Annotated in this window: 14 protein-coding genes, 4 tRNA genes and 1 pseudogene; 11 read left to right on the plus strand and 8 right to left on the minus strand. The window is 66.5% G+C overall.

Annotated elements, in window-relative coordinates; genetic code table 11:
* Positions 1 to 130: 130 nt before the first annotated feature.
* The 7 genes from ACR2MZ_RS10710 to ACR2MZ_RS10740 form a co-directional block, all read right to left on the minus strand.
* Positions 131 to 202 (minus strand) — tRNA-Lys (locus tag ACR2MZ_RS10710).
* 68 nt (positions 203 to 270) lie between these two features.
* Positions 271 to 344 (minus strand) — tRNA-Glu (locus ACR2MZ_RS10715).
* A gap of 136 nt (positions 345 to 480) precedes the next feature.
* Positions 481 to 1,479, minus strand: a complete 999-nt coding sequence (locus ACR2MZ_RS10720) for an ABC transporter ATP-binding protein (protein WP_434005034.1) — start codon at positions 1,477 to 1,479, stop codon at positions 481 to 483.
* 47 nt (positions 1,480 to 1,526) lie between these two features.
* Positions 1,527 to 3,110 carry an ABC transporter permease gene (locus ACR2MZ_RS10725; RefSeq protein ID WP_434005035.1) on the minus strand — a complete coding sequence of 528 codons (1,584 nt, stop codon included), beginning with the start codon at positions 3,108 to 3,110 and terminating at the stop codon, positions 1,527 to 1,529.
* Complete coding sequence (locus ACR2MZ_RS10730) at positions 3,110 to 4,093, minus strand: extracellular solute-binding protein (protein ID WP_434005036.1); 984 nt, start codon at positions 4,091 to 4,093, stop codon at positions 3,110 to 3,112. Before ACR2MZ_RS10730 ends, ACR2MZ_RS10725 begins: the two co-directional genes overlap by 1 nt.
* Before the next feature lie 5 nt (positions 4,094 to 4,098).
* Positions 4,099 to 4,920, minus strand: a complete 822-nt coding sequence (locus ACR2MZ_RS10735; protein ID WP_434005037.1) for a DUF6390 family protein — start codon at positions 4,918 to 4,920, stop codon at positions 4,099 to 4,101.
* Positions 4,921 to 5,052: 132 nt separating this feature from the next.
* A tRNA-Val gene (locus ACR2MZ_RS10740) sits at positions 5,053 to 5,124 on the minus strand.
* A 267-nt stretch (positions 5,125 to 5,391) separates the two neighbouring features.
* On the opposite strand from ACR2MZ_RS10740, the gene ACR2MZ_RS10745 reads away from it, so the two are divergent.
* From ACR2MZ_RS10745 to pgm, 11 genes and pseudogenes are all read left to right on the plus strand, one after another.
* Complete coding sequence (locus tag ACR2MZ_RS10745; RefSeq protein WP_434005038.1) at positions 5,392 to 7,083, plus strand: peptide ABC transporter substrate-binding protein; 1,692 nt, start codon at positions 5,392 to 5,394, stop codon at positions 7,081 to 7,083.
* A gap of 95 nt (positions 7,084 to 7,178) precedes the next feature.
* Complete coding sequence (locus ACR2MZ_RS10750) at positions 7,179 to 8,126, plus strand: ABC transporter permease (protein WP_434005039.1); 948 nt, start codon at positions 7,179 to 7,181, stop codon at positions 8,124 to 8,126.
* Positions 8,126 to 9,043, plus strand: a complete 918-nt coding sequence (locus tag ACR2MZ_RS10755) for an ABC transporter permease (RefSeq protein WP_434005040.1) — start codon at positions 8,126 to 8,128, stop codon at positions 9,041 to 9,043. Before ACR2MZ_RS10750 ends, ACR2MZ_RS10755 begins: the two co-directional genes overlap by 1 nt.
* 2 nt (positions 9,044 to 9,045) lie before the next feature.
* On the plus strand, positions 9,046 to 10,149 hold the full coding sequence (locus ACR2MZ_RS10760; protein ID WP_434005041.1) for an ABC transporter ATP-binding protein: 1,104 nt from the start codon (positions 9,046 to 9,048) through the stop codon (positions 10,147 to 10,149).
* Complete coding sequence (locus ACR2MZ_RS10765) at positions 10,146 to 11,171, plus strand: ABC transporter ATP-binding protein (RefSeq protein ID WP_434005042.1); 1,026 nt, start codon at positions 10,146 to 10,148, stop codon at positions 11,169 to 11,171. The genes ACR2MZ_RS10760 and ACR2MZ_RS10765 overlap by 4 nt, the downstream gene beginning before the upstream one ends.
* A gap of 91 nt (positions 11,172 to 11,262) precedes the next feature.
* A tRNA-Thr gene (locus ACR2MZ_RS10770) sits at positions 11,263 to 11,339 on the plus strand.
* A gap of 137 nt (positions 11,340 to 11,476) precedes the next feature.
* Positions 11,477 to 11,611, plus strand: coding sequence for a hypothetical protein (locus ACR2MZ_RS10775; protein ID WP_434005043.1), 135 nt, complete (start codon positions 11,477 to 11,479; stop codon positions 11,609 to 11,611).
* 27 nt (positions 11,612 to 11,638) lie between these two features.
* Positions 11,639 to 12,628 (plus strand): M20/M25/M40 family metallo-hydrolase, encoded by a 990-nt coding sequence (locus tag ACR2MZ_RS10780; protein ID WP_434005059.1) that lies wholly within the window; start codon positions 11,639 to 11,641, stop codon positions 12,626 to 12,628.
* Between the two features lie 4 nt (positions 12,629 to 12,632).
* Positions 12,633 to 14,078, plus strand: a pseudogene (locus ACR2MZ_RS10785) (anaerobic C4-dicarboxylate transporter family protein).
* A 72-nt stretch (positions 14,079 to 14,150) separates the two neighbouring features.
* Positions 14,151 to 15,383, plus strand: a complete 1,233-nt coding sequence (kynU, locus tag ACR2MZ_RS10790; protein ID WP_434005044.1) for a kynureninase — start codon at positions 14,151 to 14,153, stop codon at positions 15,381 to 15,383.
* Between the two features lie 34 nt (positions 15,384 to 15,417).
* Positions 15,418 to 17,058, plus strand: a complete 1,641-nt coding sequence (pgm, locus tag ACR2MZ_RS10795; protein WP_434005045.1) for a phosphoglucomutase (alpha-D-glucose-1,6-bisphosphate-dependent) — start codon at positions 15,418 to 15,420, stop codon at positions 17,056 to 17,058.
* Positions 17,059 to 17,086: 28 nt separating this feature from the next.
* Here the strand turns inward: pgm and ACR2MZ_RS10800 are convergent, their stop codons facing one another.
* Positions 17,087 to 19,801, minus strand: coding sequence for a phosphoenolpyruvate carboxylase (locus ACR2MZ_RS10800; protein ID WP_434005046.1), 2,715 nt, complete (start codon positions 19,799 to 19,801; stop codon positions 17,087 to 17,089).
* Between the last annotated feature and the right edge of the window lie 90 nt (positions 19,802 to 19,891).

The following is a 19,891-nucleotide window of genomic DNA, read 5'->3' on the forward strand; positions in this document are numbered from 1 at the left end:
AGCGACGACGGATCCCTCTTGCGTGAGCTCGTCCTCGACCCGAGTCGCAGCTACCAGCCCTCGACCAGCCCTAAAGTGGTCGCCAATCAATTGAGACAGCGGTCCACTGTCTCCTGAGACATGACAAAGGTGCCGGCGCGGGGATTCGAACCCCGGACCATCGGCTTAAAAGGCCGCTGCTCTACCGCTGAGCTACACCGGCATGGGTCCGCCAGGCGCCAGCTTCAGCCTAGCGTCGGCGCGCTCCCCCGAGCGACAGGCTGATCGCCGTAGCCCCGAGGGGATTCGAACCCCTGATCTCTGCCTTGAGAGGGCAGCGTCCTAGTCCACTAGACGACGGGGCCGCGGCAATGAAAAGGCAGAATACCAATGCCCCAGCCTCGCCAGCTTGCAGCGCGGCCGCAGGCCCGGAACGAACGGAACGCCTCACGGTGCGACCGAGGTTGCCACCTTTCAGCTGCAAGCTATGGCGGCTCGAGGTCAGTCGGCGCCGTCCGGGAGCGGCCAGGCGCGGTCGAGGCGCCAAGTGACGTTCTCACCCACGCGCGCCACCGGCGGGCCCGGCTGGCGGACCTCGACCTCACCCCCCTCGGTGGCCAGACGGTAGTCGGTGTGAGCGCCTCGGTACCAGGCGCGGCGCACAGTGCCCGGAAGCTGACCGCCGAGCTGCGCCCATTCCGGGCGCACCAGCAAGTGCCCCCGGCTGCCGGTGAAGGCGCCGCCGACGGCGACGGGCACCCGACGGGATCCGATGGTCACCTCGGCGCAACCATGCGCAACCGCTTTCGCCTCCGCGATCAGCACGGAAGCCGGGCCTGTGAGCCGCGCCACTTCCCCATCCGCGGGTCGCGCGTACACCTCGGCCGGCGGCCCGGCCTGGACTATGCGGCCGGCCCGCAGCACCGCCAGCCGGTCGGCCATGGACATCGCCTCTTCGACGTCGTGAGTGGCGTGAAGAACCGCCGCCCCGGAAGCGGCCCGGATCTCCGCCAGGACGTCGAGCAGCCGACGCCGGTGCGCGGCGTCGAGGTGCGCTGTCGGCTCGTCCAGAAGATGGACGGCGGCGCCCCGGGCAAAGGCGCGGGCGACCGCAACCCGCTGCTGCTCCCCGCCAGACAGCTCCGCCGGCCGCCGCTCGGAGAGCGGGCCTATGCCCAGCTTGTCGAGCAGGTCGAGGGCCTCGGCGCGCGCCCTGGCCCGATCGACTCCCTGCCGGCGCAGTGGGTAGGCCACAGTCTCCCCCGCTGTCATGTGCGGCCAGAGGGCTGTGCCCTGGAAGACCACCCCGAGCGCACGGCGTTCCGGCGCCACCGTCCGCCGCGGGCTGGAGACCATTCGTCCCTGCAGCCACACCTCCCCGGCCTTCGGCCGCAGGAAACCGGCGATGGTGCTGAGCAGCGTGCTCTTGCCCGAGCCGGAGACGCCGAGCAGGCCCACCACCTCGCCCGGGGAGACCTCGAGGTCGATCCCCCGAAGCACCTCCGTCCTCCCCCGCTCCACGGTCAACGTCAGGCACTGGACCGCGCTCACAGCCCACTCCGGGCGGGCCTCAGTCCGAGCAGGGCTGCCGCCGGCAGCGCCAGCAGCAGGGTCAGGATCACTGCCAGAGCCGAGGTGACAGTTGGGTCGCCGAGCTGCTGAAGGTTGAGCACCACCACTGCCAGCGTCTCACTCCCAGGACCGTAGAGGAGGCTTGACATGGTCACCTCATGGATTGCGGTGACGAAGACGAGCAGCCAGGCAGCCGCCAGCACCGGCTGGAAGAGCGGCGTCACGACGCTGATCAGCATGTCGATGGGACCCGCCCCGCTGGCGCGCGCGGCGCGGAAGACGTCCGCCGGCAAACGGTCGGCAGCGCCCGCCAGCGGCCGGTGGCCCAGCGCCCAGAACTTGGCCAGGTAAGCGATGAGGATCAGTGCCAGCGTGTCCCGCAGCCACTCTCCGTACACAAGCAGGACCGCCACCGCCAGGGCGGAGCCGGCGATCGCGAAGCTGGCAGTGACCGCCGCGCCCACCGCACGGGCGGCGCGACCGCCCATCACTACCACTACGGCGCCCATTGCCACAGTCAGGCTGGCTGCCAGCGCCGCCAGGAGCAGGCTGTTGACGAGGGCTCGGAGCGCATTTCCCTGGAGGGCCGCTGCAAAGTTGGCAAGCGTCCAGTTGGCAGGCGTTGGAGGCAGTCCCGCGGCCCTGGTCAGCGCCTCCAGCACCAGAGCCAGCAGCGGCAGCCCGACCAGCAGCAGCAGTGCGAAGGCCACCGGCAGGAGTGCCCAGGCGCTGCTCGCACCGCTTCCCGGCTCGGCCGGACCACCCGGCCGGTCACGGCCGCGGCCGAGGGAAGCGTCAGCAGCCGTCGCCGCCAGGAGAGCCAGGACGAGCAGCACGCAGGCCGCCACCAGCACCCGCGCGAAGGCTGCCTCGTCGGTTGCGAAGTTCAGGTCCCGGTAGATCCGGGTGGCGAGTGTGGAGAAGCCCGCCGGCGAGCCGAGCACCTGCGGCACGCCGAACGCACTGGCAGCAGTGGCGAAGCTGAGCACCGCGGCCGCCACCAGTGCGGGCCGCAACAGCGGGAGTGTGATCCCGGCCGCCGCCCGCAGCGGTCCGGCGCCGCTGGCTCGAGCCGCCCGCTCCCGGTCTGGCTCCGCAGCCGCCGCCAGCCCCCCGGCGATGATCAGGTAGGAGAGGGGTATCGCGCCCACCGCCATGACCAGCACGATCCCTGCCGGGCCCTCAAGGCCTGGCAGCGTCAGGCCCAGCAGCTGGTCGGTCAGGCCGGCGCGGCCGTAGGCGCGCTGCCAGGCGATGGCAGCCACATAGTTGGGCACCAGCAGCGGCGCGATGATGGCGACTCGCAGCCAGCGCCGGCCCGGGGGCCGCCGCCGTTCGGTCAGCAAGGCTGCCGCCGTGCCGGCGGCGACAGCGAGAACCGTGACTGCCAACGCTGTCCAGCCGGTGTTGATGAGAGCTGCCAGGTCGGGCCCGTCGAACGCGGCAGCCAGGCCCACCGTCCCGCCGGCGGCGGCGGCGCTGACCAAGCGCAGCAGCGGGAGGACCACCAGCAGGCCCAGCAGCACGAGGGCGCCTGCTGCGCAGAGGCGCCTCCCCATCAGCCTGGGAAGACACCTCGGTAGGCGGCTATCAACTCGGACTGCCGCCGAGCTATGGCCGTCCAGTCAGGGCTGACCTGGGCGCCCAGCGGCGCGGGGCCCTTGACGTCGGCACGCACGGGCTGCCAACCCGAGCCTGCGATCAGCTGCTGGCCCTGCCGGCTGATGACGAAGTCGACGAAGGCGCGCGCGGCTGTGGCGTCTGCCGCAGTACGGAAGATGGAGATCGGGCTGTAGAAGGTGATAGCGCCCTCCACCGGCCAGGCAAGCTTCAAGGGCGAGCCCTTGGCGATGGCGGTGCGGATGTCGTTGTCGAGTCCCATCCCGGCCTTGTAGCGTGCCTCGGCGACGCCGGTGGTCACATCGCCCATCGCTCTCAGTTGGACTGCTCCGTTGTTTTTCAGCGACCTGTAGTAGTCGATGCCGAACCCCGGTGCCTGGGATAGGTAGCCGAGCGCCGCCAGCGCCCCGCCGGCGAAGCCTGGGTCGGGTAGCGCGACTGCGTTCTTGAACTCGGGCGAGGCGAGATCGTGCCAACCGGACGGCGCCGTCTGGTTCGACCGGTAGACGATGACCACGTTCAGCAGGCGTGTGCCCCAGAGGGTGCCGGTGTGGTAGGCGGCCGGGACTGCCCCAGCATCCTTCGGCTTGTAATCGGCGAAGAGACTCTGCTGGTCGTACTGGAAGCTTGAGAGAGGATCGGTGCCCCAGAGGATGTCCGCCTTCACCTGACCGGCGCGTCGATCGGCGGCGATCCGGGCGTTGATCTCGCCGGTGGGGGCGCGGAAGACCTGGACCTTGCTCCCAGGGTGCGCGGCCTGGAAGCCGGAAACCACGGGGTCGACGGTGGTCTGCACGACCGAGGTGTAGATCCGCACAGTCCCCGGCGCGGCGCTAGTAGCGGGCGCCGTCGCCAGGCCGCCGCACCCGACGCCGAGCGCCAGAAGAAGGCAGAGTGATGCCCACCGCGAGAGCCAGGCCACGGCAGCTAGAACTCGCGCTTGACGCTGCCGAGGGTCATCGGGCCAGGGTGCCGAACGCGCTCGTTGGTCACCTCCAGCTGGTGCCCTGTATAGCGCTTCAGGTTGGCCAGCTGACGCGGCGTCAACCTGTCGCAAAGCCAGTGCCAATGAAGGCTCACCCAGTCGCCGGGCGTCAGGTCATCGCCGCCCACAAAGCCGGTGCCGTCGATGGCCCGCGTCACTGTCTCCAGCTCGGGCGGCCCGAGGCCGAGGCGAGTCCCATCCCAGGTCAGCCGCTGGTATTCGACCACCACCTGGTCACCCTCGACCGCCCTCACCTGCCCCCAGCGGATCCGGCAGCGGTCGAGCACCTCCAGAGAGGTCGAGTTGCGATCGCCACCGCGCTCGCCCCGCAGCCGGCCCACCCACGGGTAGACACCGAAAACGTGGAAGCTGTGGTGCGGCACGGCGCCCGCCGGCAGCGCCTCCGTCAGATAGCTCCAGGAGCGGTCCGCCCGGTGGCGGAATCGATCCCAAAGGGAGTTCGCGAAGAGCGTCCGATCCACTCGATCGAGCAGCTCGTTGCCCACCCAGTAGGCCTCGACGACGCGGCGGTCGAACGGGTCCTTGATACCTGTGGCTTGGGCGATCAGCTGCATGTACGGGAAGGCGCCCTCGAAACCGCGCAGGTGCTGCTCCAGGCCGCCGTCGACCACGCCCTCGGCTCCGTAGTGCAGGAGCGAGCGGTGGTCGGGCGGCCCGCAGTAGCCAAGCTCGTTCGGGGGGTAGGAGTAGCGCGCCCAGAGCAGGGCTCCGGGCAGGGCGGGGCTTCGCAGCTGGGCACTCATATCTTCCCCTTACGACTGCGGTGATAGAAAAGCCCTGTGTCCAGGGCGCCGACGTTGTCGCCGGCAACCAACAGCAGCACAGAACGGCAAGATACACCGCCGGCGCTGGGAGCGCTGGTTCTCATAACGAAGTGGGCGGCGCTGGTATCGAACCAGCGACCTCTTGCGTGTGAAGCAAGCGCTCTCCCACTGAGCTAGCCGCCCGAGCGCCCGATTCTAGCCCGACGGACAGTCTGGCCCACCCCTTTCACGGGGCCGCCACGGGGCAGGCTTGACTTTACGCAACCCCATTCCAATAGTTATGTACGGAGTAAATGAGGCGGCTTCCTCGCTCAGGAGGGACCGTCGCCCTTCGTCGGCGCGCTCTCGCCCCGCGCTCTGCGGGAAGATGGCGAGGGGAAAGAACGCCAGCTCGCTTGCTGCGAATCCGGCGAGACGGCAACAACTTCTCAAAGAAGGGGGAACGGTTATATGAGTAGGATTCGGTTCCGGGCGCTGGCCCTGGTCGGGATTGGGGCCTTTGTCGCCTTCGCCTGCGGGGGTGGCGGCGGCAGTACGGGGCAGGATCTGGCCACCGATCAGACGCTCCACACGACCATCAAGGATGACATCGGGACGCTTGATCCCGGCCACGTCTCCTCGGGCGTGGACATCTCGTTCACGCAGCAGATCTTCAGCGGGCTCTACAAGTTCGATCAGAACCTGAAGGTCCAGCCGGACATCGCCTCCGGCATGCCCGACGTGTCTTCGGACGGCAAGACCTACACCTTCCATCTGCGCAAGGGAGCCAAGTTCTGGAACGGTGATCCCATCACCTCCAAGGACTTCCTCTACAGCTGGAACCGAGCCGCCTACCTGGCTGACGCCTACAGCACAGTCTTCCAGCCGGTAGTCGGGTATTCCGCGGTGGCTCCCGACGATCCCAAGGCGCCCAAGGCCAAGACAATGGACGGCCTGACTGCTCCTGACGACTACACCATCAAGGCCCAGCTCACCGATCCAGCAGGCTACTGGCTGACGGAGCTGGCGCTCTGGACCGCCAACGTGGTCGATCAGAAAGTCATCGGCGACTACACCGACCAGAACAACCAGGCCAACAACATCTGGTGGACCAAGCCGGAGACGGCAGTTGGCTCCGGTCCTTTCAAGATGACCCAGCGCACTGCCAAGCAGTCCATGGAGTTCAAGCCAGTGGATGGCTGGTGGGGCGGCTCGCCCGGCTCTCTGACCGACGTGAAGGTCGAGATAGGGGTCGACGAAGTCTCCGCCGTCAAGAAGTTCGAGTCTGGTGGCTACGACATCTACGGCTTCGCCAACCAGTCGCCCTCGGTGGACGACATCCTGCGCTACAAGGGCGATCCCACCAAGAAGAAGCTGCTCCACATCTATCCGTCCGCTCGTAGCAGCTGGCTTGGCTTCAACTTCCAGCAGGGCCCCTTCAAGGGCATTGCTGAGGGCCACGATGGCCGCCAGGCTTTCGCCAACGCCATCGACCGCTCGCAGATCGTCGACATCGGCTGCGGCAAGGGTGCCACCTGCACTGCTGCCAACGGCGGCCTCATCGCCAAGGGGCTGAAGGCCTATCTTGGCGACAACACCGACCCGCTGGCCAAGTTTGACCCCTCCGCGGCCAAGGCCGAGTACCAGAAGTGGGACCCGAACGGCGCCAAGGTGCAAGGCTTGAAGCTCAGCTACAACACGAACGCAGTCAACGACACCCTCTACGGCAACGTGCAGTCACAGATCAGGGCCAACCTGGGCGTTTCCTTCGCCATGGACCCCTCGGACTTCCCGAGCCTGATCAAGAAGCGCAATGCCAAGCAGGCGCTCATGTTCCGCGACTCCTGGGGTGCCGACTACGACCACCCGCAGGACTGGTTCGACAATCTCTTCGTCTGCGCTCAGGCGAAGCCGGGCGGCCAGAACAGCGCCGGCTACTGCAATCCGCAGGTTGACCAGTTGGTTCAGAAGGCCGACACTCAGCCGATCGACCAGGCCATTCCGGCATACAAGCAGGCCCAGCAGCAGATGATCAAGGACGCGTTTGACGCTCCCTTGACCTACGGCACCCAGACCTACTTGAGCCAGACCTATGTCACCGGCAGCGGTTACAACTCCCTCTACGACTACTCCTGGACTGGGTATAAGATCCTGAAGCACTAGCCGCCGGCCCAACAACGCGATTGAACAAGGGGGCTTGCCTGCCGGCAAGCCCCCTTACCCCTATCCCATAGAGAGAGGTCAAAAAAAGAGCTCAGATGACGCGGGGAACCCTGCTCTACATAGGCCAGCGGACGCTGCTCATTGTCCTCACTGCCTTCATCGTCTCCTCCATCGTTTTCATAGGCGTTCATCAGCTGCCGGGCAACGCCTTCGTCGGCGAGCGGCGCACGAGTGCAGCGGCACAGCAGGCGCTGCTCAACTATTACGGGCTGGACAAGCCCTGGCCGCAGCAGTACGGCACCTGGGTCACCGGCGTAATCACTCGAGGCGACCTCGGCGAGTCCCTGAAGCAGCGAGGCCAGAAGATCACCCCTCTGCTATTGCGTGAGGTCCGCGTCAGCGTCACCCTGGGGCTTTTCGCCATGGCGTTCTGCATCATCTTCGGCATGGGCCTCGGCATCCTGGCAGCGGTGAAACAGAACACCTGGATCGACTATCTGGCCTCGTTCCTGGCCACCGTCGGCTACAGCATGCCCAACTTCGTCACAGCGTTCCTGCTCATCCTGCTCACCGTGACCGGCTTTTATGCGTGGAGCGGGGGCGCCTTCTATGAGGACATCGGCTGGGGCAAGCTGGAGCAGATCCCGGTGCCGGCGATCGCGCTCGGTCTGCTGCCCATGACGCTGATCACCCGCCTCACGCGGGCCAGCATGCTGGAGGTGATCAGGCAGGACTACGTGAGGACCGCCTGGGCCAAAGGACTGCGCTCGCGGGTGGTTATCATCCGCCACGCCCTGCGCAACGCCTTGATCCCCGTCATCACAGTGCTCGGGCCCATCACCACAGGCGTGATCACCGGCTCGGTCGTGATCGAGTACCTCTTCGGCATCCCAGGTCTGGGCAAGGAGTTCGTCTCCAGCATCTTCCAGCGGGACTACAACATAGTCATCGCAGTCTTCACTTTCTATGCGGTCCTGGTCGGATTGGCCAACCTGGCGGTCGACCTCGTCTACCCCATTCTGGATCCGAGGATCAGGTACTGATGGCCACCGCCCCTTCCGACTACGTCTTTCAGGACGAGTTCACCGCCGACTCCACCTATGAGACCGGCGAGGCCGTATCGCTTTGGAAGGACGCCTGGCGCAGGTTGACGAGCAACTACTTCGCGCTCTTTGGCCTGGCGGTCATCGTGCTGCTGCTCCTGGTAGCCATCGTGAGCCAGTTCTGGACCCCCTATCCGACCTGGAAGCAGGGGATCGGTCCCACCTACGGCGGACCCTCCGCCGCTCACCCCTTCGGGCTGGATCAGGTCGGCCGGGACATCCTGAGCCGGCTCATGGGCGGCGCGGCCATCGCGCTGGCGGTCGGCCTGGGCACTGCCTTGCTGAGCTCGATCATCGGCATCGCCCTGGGCCTTCTGGCAGGCTTCTACAGGGGCTGGGTCGACACTGTCATCTCTCTGCTCATCAACGTGTGGTACGGCATCCCCGACCTCCTGGTGGTGATGCTCTTCGTGGTCATCATCAACAGCCGGGAGTTGAAGTGGATCATCGTGGCCATCTCCATCACCGCCTGGCTCAACATGGCCCGGCTGGTTCGCGGCCAGACCCTTGCCCTCCGGGAGAGAGAGTTCGTGGAAGCGGCCCGCTCCATCGGCACTCGAGACGTGGGACTCTTGACCCGCCACATCCTGCCCAACGCCCTCGGCCCGATCATCGTCCAGGCCACGTACCTCATCCCAGCGGCGATCCTTTTCGAGGCTTTCCTGAGCTTTCTTGGGCTCGGGGCACCCCCGCCCGAACCGTCCTGGGGCGCCATGTGCGCTGAGGGCTACAAGTCACTCCAGCTGGCCGCTCATGTCACACTGGTCCCCGCGTTTGCGCTCGCCATCACCCTGATCGCCCTCAACGCCTTCGGTGACGGGCTCCGGGACGCGCTTGATCCCCGAATGCGAAGATAGATTTGGCACCCCTGCTTCAGGTCGAGGACCTCAAGACCTACTTCCATCTCCGTGACGGGGTGGTCAAGGCTGTCGACGGCATCACCTTCCACGTCGACAAGGGTGAAACCGTCGGCATAGTCGGTGAGTCGGGGAGCGGCAAGTCGATCACCTCGCTCTCGATCATGCGGCTGGTGCCCGAGCCGGGCCGCATAGTGCACGGCCGGATCCTGTTCGGCGCCGACGGCCAGCCCAAGGACGTCGTCAAGATGACCGACGAGGAGATCCGCGACTTTCGCGGCAGCGACGTGTCAATGATCTTCCAGGACCCGATGACCTCGCTGAACCCGGTGTTGAAGGTCGGCTTCCAGGTCAGGGAGGCAATGTCCGCCCACGACCGCTTCAGCGACGAGCAGTCCAAGGCACGCGTCGTACCGCTGCTCAAGAAGGTCCGCATCCCGGGCGCTGCCGATCGAACCAAAGCCTACCCTCATCAGTTCAGCGGCGGCATGCGCCAGCGCGTGATGATCGCCATGGGCCTCTCCAACGAACCGAGCCTACTGATTGCCGACGAGCCCACCACCGCTCTGGACGTCACCGTCCAGGCTCAGATCCTCGAGCTGCTTCGCGACCTGAACCGGGAGATGGGCACAGCCATCATCCTCATCACTCACAACTTGGCGGTGGTAGCCAGCCTCTGCACCCGGGTCGTGGTGATGTACGCGGGTCGCATAGTCGAGGAGGGATACACCCGGGATATCTTCAAGAACCCGCAGCACCCCTACACCTGGTCTCTGCTGCGCTCGATGCCACGGCTCGACGCTGCCCGACACTCCAAGCTGCTGACCATTTCGGGCCTGCCACCTGACATGTCGAACCCGCCGCCCGGCTGCAAGTTCCACCCCCGCTGCCGTTTCCGCGTCGATCGCTGCCTGGAGGAGGAGCCGCCTCTGGGCGAGGTCGGCCCCAACCAGTACGCACGCTGCTGGGTGCTGATGCAGAATGCTCTGGTGACGCAGCCGGAGAAGGCGGCCGCGGCTGAGGTGCCGATTCCGCCGCTCAGCGCGGAGCCTGCACAGATCGACCAGCGGCCCGACCCCGACCGGCCGGGAGCTGTGAAGGCATGACGCTCGAAGCCTCACCGGAGGTCGAAAGCCGGGTCGTCGACAAGCAGCTGGCACTGGTCAGCGTGGAGGACGTGACCAAGCACTTTCCGATCGGCGCCGGGCTCCTCGGTGGCGGCAGCGCCGTTCGCGCGGTGGATGGCGTCAGCTTCGAGGTGCGGGCCGGGGAAACGCTGGGCCTGGTCGGCGAGTCAGGCTGCGGCAAGTCCACTTTGGGGCGCGTGATCGCACAGCTGCATCCGGCGACGAGCGGCAAGGTGATCTTCCAAGGTCAGGATCTGGTGCCCATGAGGGGCGAGAAGCTCCGGCGCATGCGCCAGGAGCTGCAGATGATCTTCCAGGATCCCTACGCCTCGCTCAACCCCCGCATGACTGTGGGCGAGATCATCGGCGAACCGCTCAAGAACTTCGGGCTGGCCCGGGGCAAGGAACGCTCGAACCGCGTCCATGAAGTCATGCGCACCTGCGGCCTCAACCCCAACTTCCTGAACCGCTATCCGCACGAATTCTCCGGCGGCCAGCGGCAGCGCATAGGCATCGCCCGAGCGCTGGTGTTGAATCCGACCTTCATAGTTGCCGATGAGCCCATCTCAGCGCTCGATGTCTCCATCCAGGCGCAGATCGTCAACCTGATGGAGGACCTGCAGAATCGCTTCAAGCTGACCTACCTCTTCATCGCCCACGACCTTTCCGTGGTGCGCCATCTGAGCGATCGCGTGGCGGTCATGTACCTGGGCAAGATCATGGAGATCGCCGACTCCCACTCGATCTACGAGAACCCGCTGCATCCTTACACCAAGGCTCTGCTGAGCTCGATCCCGATTCCAGATCCTGACCTCGAGGCCAAGCGCCAGCCGATCCTGTTGCAGGGGGAGATCCCCTCCCCTGTCAACCCGCCCTCGGGTTGCCGCTTCCACACGCGCTGTCCGATCGCCCAGTTTCCCATCTGCTCCGAGCAGGTGCCACCCTTGGAGAGCAAGGTGGACGGCCACCTCGCCGCCTGCCACTTCGCGGGCCAGCTCTAGCCGGCTATTTGCCTGTCAGCGGGGAGACTTGGGCGCCTCCCGCGTTGGAAACCTCTGCCCGAACCATCACTTTCAGGCACGATTAAGCCGCGCCGACGTAGCTCAGCCCGGCAGAGCAATCGCCTTGTAAGCGATAGGTCGAGGGTTCGAATCCCTCCGTCGGCTCCAAATTCCGGGGGCACGGCTGGGGTCCGCGCACCCGTCCGCTCGAACACCGAGAGTTCACAGTCAAATATCATCTGGGCAGCGGTAGCCATGAGCAACCGCAATTGTTCGTGTTGCCCAATTGCTCCTCAGAGGTGACCATGCTTCAAGCAAATGCGGTGAACCACGACCGGATGGTGAAGACCTTCATGGACTTGGTGGTGATCGACAGCCCCTCAGGACAGGAGGAGGCGATCGGCCGCGAGCTTTCGAAGCGACTCCGGGATCTGGGCTGAGAAGTTCGTCAGGACAAGGCCGGAAATCTGGTTGCCGAGCTGCCTGGCGAGGGCAAGGAGGCCATCCTCCTGAGCACGCACATGGACACGGTGGGCACCGACACCGGGATCAAGCCGGTCCTTCGTGACGGCGTCGTGTACTCCGACGGCACCACAATCCTGGGGGCTGACGACAAGTCGGGAATCGCAATAGTGCTGGAGATCCTCCAACAGTTGCGGGAGCATCCGGAGTGGCGGCATCCCCCGCTGGAGATCGTCATGACAGTGAGCGAGGAGCAGGGACTCCGCGGCTCGCGGCAGATGGATCTAAGCCGGCTCCGCGCCACCTGGGGAGTCGTCCTCGACACCACAGGGCCGATTGGCACCTTCACCTATGCAGCGCCTTTCTCCCGCTATTTCACATTCACCATCACCGGTCGAGCCGCCCACGCGCGGGTCGAGCCGGAGAGGGGCGTCAGCGCGATTCGCGTGGCCGCCGAGGCGATCGCTGAGATGCCGCTCGGTCGTCTTGACGAGGAGACGGTCGCCAACGTGGGAACTGTCGAGGGCGGCGTCGCTCGCAACATAGTTGCCGATCATGCTGTGCTCAAGGCGATGACCCGCAGCCATGACCATGCCAAGCTCGAGGCGCAGACGGCAACCATGGTGAAGAGCCTGGAGGCGGCTGCCGCTCGCCACGGCGCCACAGTCGAAGTGGAGATCGAGGATGTCTACAAGGGCTACACGATTTCGCCCGATCAGCGGCCCTACCAAGAGGTCGCGCGAGCGGCCGGGCGGCTGGGCCTGCCAGGCAAGCCCAAGAAGTCGGGTGGGGGAACTGATGCCAACCTGTTCAACCATGCGGGCGTCCAGTGTGTCCCAGTGTCCACTGGCATGGCCGCCGAGCACACCAAGGACGAGCACATCGCCATAGCGGACATGGTCGACGCGGCTCGGCTCGTCTTGGCGCTGGTCGTGCGAGACGAGTCGGCTGGCCCCGAGCCGGCGCCTGTCGCCGGCTCCAAGGGCGGAAGCTGAAGCGATGCTGACCATCGACATCCTGCTCCAGGGCCTCGTGGTGCTCGGCGCCATCTTCGTGGGCGTGCGCACCGGTGGCCTGGGGCTCGGCCTCTGGGGCGTAGTCGGCGTTGGCGTACTGGTCTTTGTGTTCCGGCTGCCGCCGGGGAACCAGCCGATCGACGCGATGCTGATCATCCTTGCGGTGATCACTGCCTCCGCCGCCATGCAGGCGGCAGGTGGCATCGACTACCTGGTTTCTGTGGCAGCCCGGCTGATCCAGCGCAACCCCGGCAGAATCACCATCATCGCGCCTCTGGTGGCCTTTCTCTTCACCATCGCGGCCGGGACCGGCAACATCTACTTTGCGCTCATCCCCATCATCTAGGAGGTCGCTTACGAGAACAAGATTCGGCCCGAGCGGCCGCTGGCGGTGGCCAGCGTCGCCTCTCAGATGGGCATCGTCGCCAGCCCTGTCTCGGCCGCGATGGCGGCCATGCTAACCCTGGTCGAACCCAAGGGCTTCAGCCTCGTTCCGATCCTCGTGATAGTGCTGCCAGCCAGCCTGATCGCGATCCTGGTTGCCTCACTCGTTCAGATGCGAATCGGCAGGCCGCTGGAGGCCGACCCGGAGTACCAGCGGCGGCTCGCGGCTGGCGAGATCGAACCTCCCGTCATCGAGCCAGTCACGGAGCCCCCGACAGGCGGCTCCCAACTCACTTCGCCGGCGACTGGTGCCTCCCCCGCGCCGGAGGCGGCAGCGACCGCTGCTGCTCCCCAGCCGGGCAGGAAGCTGATTGCCGACCTGCCTCGGGAGGCCAAGCTCAGCGCGCTGTTCTTCCTGGTGGGCGTCACGATCATCGTGCTCATGGGGATCTTCCCGGAGATCCGACCGGCGTTTCCTGACAGCAAGGGAAAGTCGGTGCCGCTGGGCATGACGACAGTCATCCAGCTCATCATGTTCGCTGTCGCCACAGCCATAGTGATCTTCGCCAAGGCCAAGCCGGCTCAGATCGTGAAGATGCCTCTCCTAATCGCGGGGGTGACCTCCCTCATCGCGCTGTTCGGTCTGGCCTGGCTGGCCGACACCTTCATCGCCGCCAACACCGGCGCCATCGTCTCCCTGCTCGGCAACCTGGTGGACAGGGCTCCGATCGCGTTTGCGCTTGCCCTCTTTGCGGTGGCGGCGTTGACCACCAGTCAGTCCGGGGCGACACGGGCCATAGTCCCCATCGGAATCGCCCTCGGGCTCCCGGCGCAGTTCCTGGTGGCCATGTGGCCGGCGGTCATCGGTATCTACTTCTTCCCGGCCAATGGCTCGCAGATCGCCGCCATCGGTATCGATCAAACCGGCACCACAAGGATCGGCAAGTACGTGGTGAACCATTCGTTTCAGCTGCCGACCCTCATCTGTTGGGTGGTGGCAGTGCTGGTCGGCCTCCTCATCGCCGGCGTGCTCCACGGGTTCTAAGGCTCGGCCGTCGCCAGACAAGCGACCAGCCACTGGGCTGGGCACCTGCCGGCGCTGCTAACCTCGTTTGACATGGACCAGGAGCAGTGTCGGCGCCTCGACGCCGCCGACCCGCTGGCCGGCTGTCGGGCCGCATTCGAGCTGCCGCCCGGGGTCATCTACCTCGACGGCAACTCGCTGGGTCCGCTGAGCAAGAGCGCCCGGCGGCGCCTCGACTTGGCGTTGGGGCAGGAATGGGGCCAGGGCTTGATACTTGGCTGGACGGAGAGCGGCTGGCTGGAAGCTCCCCAGCGGGTGGGCGACCGGATCGGAAGCCTGATCGGAGCGGCGCCCGGCCAGGTGGTGGTGAGCGACAACACCACAGTCAACCTCTACAAGCTGGCCTCACCTGCACTGACACTCCGGCCCGACCGGAGCGAAGTCCTGATCCAGGACGACGACTTCCCCACCGATCGCTTCGTGGCCGCCGGCCTCGCCGCGGCCGCCGGGGGTCGCGTGCAGGTCCGGCATTTCAAGCCTGACGACATGGCCGGTTCGCTGGATGCCGGCACCGCCCTTGTGATCTTGAGCCAGGTCGACTACCGCACGGGACGCCTGCACGACATGCCGGGGATCACTCGGACGATCCACGATGCGGGGGCGCTGGTGCTGTGGGACCTGTCGCACAGCGCGGGCGCCGTGCCAGTCGCGCTGGACAGCTCTGACGTGGACCTTGCCGCCGGCTGTACCTACAAGTTCTTGAACGGGGGCCCCGGCTCCCCCGCCTACTGCTACGTGGCCCAGCGGCTCCAGTCCCAGGTCCGCTCCCCGATCTGGAGCTGGTTGGGTCATGCCGAGCCATTCGCCTTCGGCCCCAGCTATGAACCCGGTCTGGGCCCGAAGACCTTCATCACCGGCACGCCCGGCATCCTCGGCCTGGCGGCGCTGGAGGGGGCGCTCGAAGCCTGGCGCGGTGTCGACCTTGCTCTGCTCCGCCAGAAGTCGCTGGACCTGGCGGACACGTTCATCGCACTGGTCAAAGCACGGTGCGCCGGCGCTGGGCTGGACCTGCTCACCCCGCGAGAGCGAGATCGCCGCGGCTCCCAGGTGTCCTGGCGGCATCCTCGGGCGCAGCAGATCATCGCGGAGCTCATCCGGCGCGGAGTGATCGGCGATTTCCGTCCACCCGATATCTGCCGCTTCGGCCTGACGCCGCTCTACTTGGGCTTCGAGGACGTCTGGCACGCCGTCGATCAGCTGCGGACGGTCCTGGAGAGCTTCGCCGCCGGCGAGCCCACCACTGCAGTGGTCCCGGCCACTCCCTGAACTCGGCTCTGAACCGGCAAGCGCAGAGGAAGGATTGAGCCGCCACCCGAGGGCTGGCCAAGGAACGCTCCCGCAGGATCTGATCGCAGTCGACCGTCTGATCGACGCTTACTACGAGCGTCGGCCCGATGCAGCCGATCCGCAGCAGCGCGTCAGCTTCGGCACCTCCGGACACCGGGGCAGCGCTCAGACCGGCAGCTTCAACGAAGCGCACGTCGTTGCCATCAGCGAGGCGATCTGCCGGCACCGGCGGGTTCAGGGGATCCGCGGTCAGCTCTTTTTGGGCCGCGACACCCACGCGCTGTCGGAGCCCGCCCAGCGCACGGTGATCGAGGTGCTGGTGGCCAACGAGGTGTCGGTGCTGATCGACGCCCAAGATGGCCCAACCCCCACGCCGGCAGTTTCGCACGCCATCCTGAAGCACAACGCCAACGGCGCGGCTGCGGCGGACGGAATAGTCATCACCCCTTCCCACAACCCACCCGAGGACGGTGGTCTCAAGTACAACCCACCTAATGGCGGCCCCGCCGACACGGAGGCGACAGGCTGGATCGAGGCCGAGGCCAACCGGCTGCTCAAGGCTAGCGAGCGGATAGAGCGCGTGCCGCTGGAGCGGGCTCTCGCCTCCAGCTTCGTCCAGCGGTTCGACTTCGTGAGCGACTACGTAGACGATCTCCCCCTGGCCCTGGACATGGACGCCATCCGGCGGGCGGATCTGAGACTGGGCGTCGATCCCCTGGGAGGCGCAAGCCTTCCCTACTGGCGGGCGATCCAGCAGCGATTCGGGCTGAACCTCGAGATCGTCAACGGCCGGCTGGATCCCACCTTCAGCTTCATGACCCTCGACCACGACGGGAGGATCCGCATGGACTGCTCCTCACCCGACGCCATGGGCGGCCTAGTCGGCCTCAAGGACCGGTTCGATGTCGCCTTTGCCAATGACCCCGACGCCGACCGGCACGGAGTCGTCACGAACTCCGCCGGCCTACTCAATCCCAACCACTATCTGTCGGCTGCGATCGACTACCTCTTTCGGAATCGGAGCGGCTGGCCGCGCTCCGCTGCGGTCGGCAAGACGCTGGTCTCCAGCGGCATGATCGACAGGGTCGCCAAAGGCCTGGGGCGCGACCTGATCGAGGTCCCTGTCGGTTTCAAATGGTTCGTCCAGGGCCTGCTCCAAGGCAGCCTTGGCTTCGGTGGCGAGGAGAGCGCCGGCGCCTCCTTCCTGGATCTTCGCGGCCGCGCGTGGTCCACCGACAAGGACGGGATCCTGCTCGCGCTTTTGGCAGCCGAGATGACTGCACGCCAGCGCTCCGACCCCGGTATGAGCTACAGCGGACTGACCCAACGCTTCGGCGCGCCGGTCTACCGGCGCCTCGATGCGCCAGCTAGCGCCGAGCAGAGGGACGCGCTCAAAAGGCTCTCGCCGGACCAGGTGCCGGCTCGGGAGCTGGCCGGTGAACCTGTGCTGCAGGTCCTGACGCGAGCTCCCGGCAACGACGCGCCCATCGGTGGCCTCAAGGTGGTGACTGAGAACGGCTGGTTTGCCGCCCGGCCCTCCGGGACCGAGTCGATTTACAAGATCTATGCCGAGAGCTTTCGGGGTGAGGAGCACCTGAACGAAATCATCGCCGAGGCGCAAACCGTGGTCAGCCGCGCACTCGGTCAACCCTAACCCAGATCGCCGTCTGCCGAGCTTCCAGTCACCCCGTGTTCTGCAAGCCGGCGGCCACACCGCTGACAGTGAGGCGCACCAACGCCGAAAGCTGTGCGCTCCGCGCGCCGTCCGCCTCTTGCAGCTCGCGCAGGAAGCGCAGCTGCAGGAATGAGAGCGCATCCACATAAGGGTTTCGCAGGTCGACGGCGAGCTGCAGGATCGGATGCCGAGCCAGAAGCCGATTGCTGCGGGTGACAGCCAGCACGAGACGTCGGGTCAGCCTGTACTCCTCTCGGATGGCATCCACCAGCTCCGGCCGGCCGCCCCGTGCCAGGTAGAGTCCGGCGATCATCGGGTCAGCCTTGGCGAGGCTCATCTCAGCGTTGTCGATGACCGAACCCAGAAACGGCCACTCCGCCACCATTCGGCGCAGGTAGCGGAGACCCCTGGCCTCGACGATCGCCTGCAGGCCGCTGCCCATTCCGTACCAACCCGGCAGGTTGCAGCGGTTCTGGGTCCAGGCGAAAACCCAGGGAATCGCCCTGAGCTGCTCGAGCTCACGAACCTGCACCCCGGCGCGGCGAGCCGGCCGGGAACCGATTGCGAGCTGGCCGATCTCGTCCAGCGGCGTGACTCGGGCAAAGAAGTCCGCAAAGCCGGGCGCTTCGACAAGCTTTCGGTAGACACCTTCCGAGGTCCTGGCCATCAGCTCGGCAGCGTCGAAGAAGCGCTTGTCGGCAGCCGCCAGCGCTTCCTGGTGACTTGCTGTGGACGCCGTCAGGACGGCGCTGCTGACCTGCTCCAAGTGGCGCAGCGCAATTGCCCGGTTGCCATAGCGCGCGAAGATCACCTCACCCTGCTCAGTCACCTTGAAGCGGCCCTGCAGCGACCCCGGAGCCTGGCTCCTGATGGCCCTCCCCGCCGGGCCGCCCCCGCGGCCGACGGCGCCGCCGCGGCCGTGGAAGAGGGTGAGCTGGATGCGATTTCGGCGGCCCCAGGCGACCAGCGCCGACTGGGCGCGATAGAGCGCAAGGTTGGCCGCCAGGAAACCGGCGTCCTTGGTGGCGTCGGAGTAGCCCAGCATGACCTCCAGTCGATGCCCCCGCTGCTCGAGCGATCGCCGCCAGCCGGGCAGTTTCAAAAGGCGGTCCAGGACTTGAGGTGCCGCTTCCAGGTCGGCCCGTGACTCGAAGAGCGGAACGACTTCGAGCGCGAGGCTGCCCGCCGGCACTGCGATGCGCGCGAGCGCCGCCACCGCGACGACATCAGCCGGCGAGCGTGTGAAACTCACCACATAGCGCAGGCAGGCGTCCACTCCGTAACGGGCCTGCAGGCGAGCCATGACCTGGAAGGTCGCCAAAGCTTCTCGAGCAGCGTCTGAATGCGGCTTGCCAGCCAAAGGGCGACCACCGTCCGCGACCGCGTCCAGCGCTGCGGCGTCGTCCTCAGCCCCGGGCAGCAGGTCGGCGATTGCCTCACGGTGGACCGAAGCGTGCTGACGGACTTCGAGGGACGCCAAATGGAAGCCGAAGGTCTCGGCTTGCCAGACGAGGTTCTGCAGGTCGCCGGCGGCGACGCGGTCAGCGCCGGCGGCTACCAGTGATCGCTGGATGGCGCGCAAATCGGCCGGGAACTCGGCCGCAGAGTTGTAGCCGCCCGAGCGGTCGAGGCGGGTCGCCAGCAGCCGCTCGGCGCAGAGCCGGAGAGCGTTGCCGTGAGGCTCTCCCGACGAGTGGGCCGCCCGAGCACTGCCGGCGGTGTCGACCGCCGCCTGGGTCCGATGCAGCCAGCCGCGGAGCTCCTCCGAGGGTGGCGTCGACTGCTCCGAGAGCGTCAGGCAGCTCGCTACCCGGCGTGCTTCGCTTTCTAGCCTGAGCAGGACCCGGTTGGCCTGGACCTCGAGCGCGGCCTCGGTCACCGCATGATCGACGTGAGGATTGCCATCCCGGTCGCCCCCGACCCAGCTCCCCCAGTGCAAAAAGGGGCGTACAGGCGCGGCGTCGACGCGTCTGGCTGAGCTCGCCTGGTTCTGCTCCAACGCTTGCTCCAGTTCGCGATAGAGCAGGGGGACCAGCGGGAAGAGCGAGTCGTCGAAAATGGAGAGAACGCTCCTGGCTTCATCCAGCGGCGTCGGCCGCTGGCGGCGCAGCTGCGCTGTCCGCCAGAGGATGCTGAGCTGCTCGCGCAGCCGGCGCTCGGCCTCGGCCACTTGGGAGGCGGAGAGTCGCTGATCGAACAGATCCATGACCTCCGCGATCCGCCCGAGAGCGTCGACGACCGCGCGCCGCCGCGCTTCCGTCGGGTGGGCGGTGAGGACCAGCCGGATCTCGAGCTGAGCCAGCAACGTACCGAGAGCGGCGTCGCCCACGTCTTTGCGCAGCTGGCTCACTGTTGCGGCCAGGGACTCGGGTACCTCGGCGCCGGATCCAGCCCGCTGGCGCAGGATCCTAACTCGATGGCGCTCTTCGGCCAAGTTCGCCAGCTGGAAGTAGACGGTGAAAGCACGCGCCACTGATTCGGCCCGGTCCAGATCGAAGCTGCCCACCAGCTCGATCAGCCGCTTCAGTCCTTCCTCGGCGGCCGATCCGCGGCTCTGTCGCAGGTCGATGGCGGCCTTGCGTAGACCCTCGACAGCCTCGAGCAAGCCTGCACCGTCCGACTCCACGATCAGCTCTCCCAGCGTCGTGCTGAGCCGTCGAACGTCAGCCCGCAGGGGCGCCGACAGGTCGTCCAGCTCCTTGACCAGCGCGCGCCTAGGCATGTCTCCATGGTGCTGGATCTCGTTGCGTCAGTCGTCTTCAGATGCAGTCTGTCAGTATGGAAATTGATGGCCATCTATATGTTTGGCAAA

This window comes from Candidatus Dormiibacter sp., assembly GCF_050999135.1.
Classification (GTDB): Bacteria; Chloroflexota; Dormibacteria; order Dormibacterales; family Dormibacteraceae; genus Dormiibacter; species Dormiibacter spiritus.